Genomic DNA, 2,905 nt, shown 5'->3' on the forward strand with positions numbered 1-2,905 from the left:
GTCGCGCATGGCCTATGTTTTCGGCACCTCGGCCTGCACCATGTCGTCGACCGCGGTGCCGGCCTTCGTCGACGGCGTCTGGGGTCCGTATTTCTCGGCCATGGTGCCGGGCCTGTGGCTGAACGAGGGCGGCCAGTCGGCAGCCGGTGCTGCTATCGACCATCTGGTGCGCATGCATCCCGCGGCTGGCGAAGCGACCGCCAAGGCGCAAGCCGAGGGGCTCAGCCTCAGCGCCTGGCTGTCATTGCAGGCGCAAGGCCGCAACGGGGCCGCAGCGACGCCGGCGCTGGTCGGCGGTATCCATGTGGTGCCGGAGTTTCTCGGCAACCGCGCACCTTTCGCCGACCCGGACGCGCGAGCGCTGATCGCCGGGCTCGATCTCGACACCAGCCTCGACAGCCTGGTCGGGCTCTATGTCGCCGGGGTCTGCGGGCTGGGCTATGGCGCGCGCCAGATCGTGCGGGCCGAGCATGACAAGGGCATTCCCGTCGACACCATCGTCGTCAGCGGCGGCGCCGGCCAAAGCCCGCTGGTGCGCCAGCTGCTTGCAGATACCACAGGCATGGTGGTGGTGGCCTCGACCTCGCCGGAACCGGTGCTGCTCGGCTCGGCGATGCTGGGCGCGGTCGCCGCCGGTGCCTACAAGGATCTGACGGGGGCGATGGCCGGCATGTCGGAACTCGGCGAGGTCTATCATCCCGATGCCACGCTGGCCGGCTGGCACGCCAAGCGCTTCGCGGCATTCGAGCTGCTGCAGCAGGCCAGCAAGGCGATCAGGGGTTGAAGCGAGCGATTCCTGTCTGGCTTTGTCAGGAGCGTCGCGAACACCGCTTGGCGGTTTAGCCGGAAGCTGGCAGCTTTGTCCTGTCGTGGATCCTCTAGCAGCATGGCAGTGCGACGAGGGCAGGGGGACAGGACCAGGGAGGCCCTATGGCAGACGATAAAGCGCCCGTGCCATTCGCATCGGACAGCGTGCCATGGACGGAATGGTCCGATGTGCCGCGCTTCGGTGTGCGCTACCGGCATCTGTCGCAGGCCGCCCTCGGCGAAAACCACCATGTCGGCGTGGCGATCGAGGAACTGCCGCCGGGCAAGCAGACGTCGCCGGCGCATTACCATATTTTCGAGGAAGAGCATGTCTTCATCCTCGAAGGGATGCTGACCGCTTATGTCGGCGACGCTGCCTACGCCATGAAGGCCGGCGACTACATCTGCTTTCCGGCTGGTGCTGCGGCGGGGCATTGCCTCATCAACACCGGCGACGCGCCGTGCCGCTATGTCATCGTCGGCGAGCGCAACCCGAATGACGTGGTCGTCTATACCGCCTCCAACAAGGTCCTGGTGCGGGCGCTGGGCAGGCGCGCGATCTTCGACCTCTCGGCAACCCGAACTTACTGGGACGGCGAGAACACCGGCCTTGCCGCCGGCGATCCGCTGCCGTCGGATGTGATGCCCGGTATCACCAAACCCCCAGCCGTGCCGATCCCGCCTGTCGCCAGCGATGCCGTCGAATGGAAGGTCGAGGGCGAAGGCCCGCGGTTCGGCGGCCGGTCCAGGCATCTGACCTATGCGGCTTTGGGACGACCAGACTATCATGTCGGCATGCTGATCGAGGCGCCGGCCCCCGGCATGCGCCTGGCGCCCAGGCACTACCACATGCTCGAAGAGGAGCACGCGCTGATCCTGGAAGGGCAGGTGACGCTGCTGCTTGGCGAGGAGCGTCACGAGATGAAGGCCGGCGATTATGTCTGCTTTCCCGCCGGCCTGGCGGTCGGGCATTCCTTCCTCAACAGCGGTACGGAACCGTGCCGCTATCTGATGATCGGCGAGAAAAATCCCAACGAGGTCTGCGTCTATCCCGATTCCAACAAGATGGCGGTCGACGCCTTGCGCCGGCGCGACGGCATTTTCGACATGGGAGCGGTGAGGCGGTACTGGGACGGCGAGGCATAGAACTGGCGTTTCGCTATCCAATAGCCGCGCTCTAAACGCAGGAAACCGTTCGGAGATGACCGTTATTGCTACTGTACCTGGGTGACGCTAGTCTGGTTCGGGCACTCCAACCGGGGAGTTGGCGGGGAATGCTCCTGCCATTCTTGCGATGGCCTTCACCCTATCACCGTCGCCGCCTTGGCAGGCTGAGATGGGTGGCCTTGTTTGCGCCGTTCATTCTGTTGTCGGGCTATATCTCTATGGCTTCATCGGCATTCGGTTTGATACATCTCTCTCGGTGCTGAGGCGCCTTGCGGCATTCCCGAACTGCACTGCCGCCCGTGCCGTTGGCCTCGCCTCTGCGCATAGGGGCGAACCTGGCTATTGGCCGACTCACGATGCCGACCATGACGGCATAGCCTGCGAGCCCTGGCACGGGACAAGCTCTAGTGGCATCCGGGTCCATCGCTACTCGCGTACCGGCCCATAGCCTTGCCCTGGCCTCAAAGCTCCTTCTCCGCCAGCTCCCTGAATTCGTCGGGCACGGAGCGCGCGGCCTCCAGTGCCACCGTGCCGTAGCCCACCGCCTGTTTGCCAAAGCGTTCGCGGATCTTGTCGATGGCGCGGTCGGCGTCGAAGCGTGCCAGGCCTTTTCGGGTGCCCGGCCGGCGTTTCTCGTCGGCGAGGCCGAGCGGCAGTTCGAGCTGCAGCTCGAAGCTTTCCTCAAGATACGACACCGAGATCGCCAGCAGCGAGATCGTTCTTTCGTGGGGGTTGTCGGCGAGGACGCCGCGCACCAGATCGCCGGCGATCTCGGCCAGCATCGCGGTCGCCGAGATCGGCTGGTCAAGCGTGATCGAGCGCGTGACGGCGCTGAGATCGGCAAAGCGCACGCGTACCGTCACCGTGCGGCCGGGCCGCGCCTTGGCGCGCAGCCGGCTGGCGACACGGTCGGCCAGATGCAGCAGAGTGG

General features: G+C 65.6%; 3 protein-coding genes and 1 pseudogene. 3 read left to right on the forward strand and 1 reads right to left on the reverse strand.

The features are described from left to right. From EN750_RS27190 to EN750_RS27200, 3 genes are all read left to right on the forward strand, one after another. Positions 1-784: FGGY-family carbohydrate kinase (locus tag EN750_RS27190; protein ID WP_245482827.1), on the forward strand; the 784-nt coding region annotated here is incomplete at its 5' end. Between the two features lie 146 nt (positions 785-930). Continuing rightward, positions 931-1,953, forward strand: coding sequence for a cupin domain-containing protein (locus EN750_RS27195; protein WP_127398507.1), 1,023 nt, complete (start codon positions 931-933; stop codon positions 1,951-1,953). Between the two features lie 190 nt (positions 1,954-2,143). Then, positions 2,144-2,422 carry an excalibur calcium-binding domain-containing protein gene (locus tag EN750_RS27200; RefSeq protein ID WP_245482828.1) on the forward strand — a complete coding sequence of 93 codons (279 nt, stop codon included), beginning with the start codon at positions 2,144-2,146 and terminating at the stop codon, positions 2,420-2,422. A 13-nt stretch (positions 2,423-2,435) separates the two neighbouring features. On the opposite strand, the pseudogene EN750_RS27205 reads toward EN750_RS27200, so the two are convergent. Beyond that, positions 2,436-2,905: pseudogene (locus EN750_RS27205) on the reverse strand (DNA polymerase IV); the annotation flags it as partial.

This window comes from Mesorhizobium sp. M7A.F.Ca.ET.027.03.2.1, assembly GCF_003999175.1.
GTDB lineage: Bacteria > Pseudomonadota > Alphaproteobacteria > Rhizobiales > Rhizobiaceae > Mesorhizobium.

Coding starts and splice junctions, on each gene's coding strand:
- EN750_RS27195 (WP_127398507.1), top strand. CDS start 931: ATGGCAGACGATAAAGCGCCCGTGCCATTCGCATCGGACAGCGTGCCA.
- EN750_RS27200 (WP_245482828.1), top strand. CDS start 2,144: ATGGGTGGCCTTGTTTGCGCCGTTCATTCTGTTGTCGGGCTATATCTC.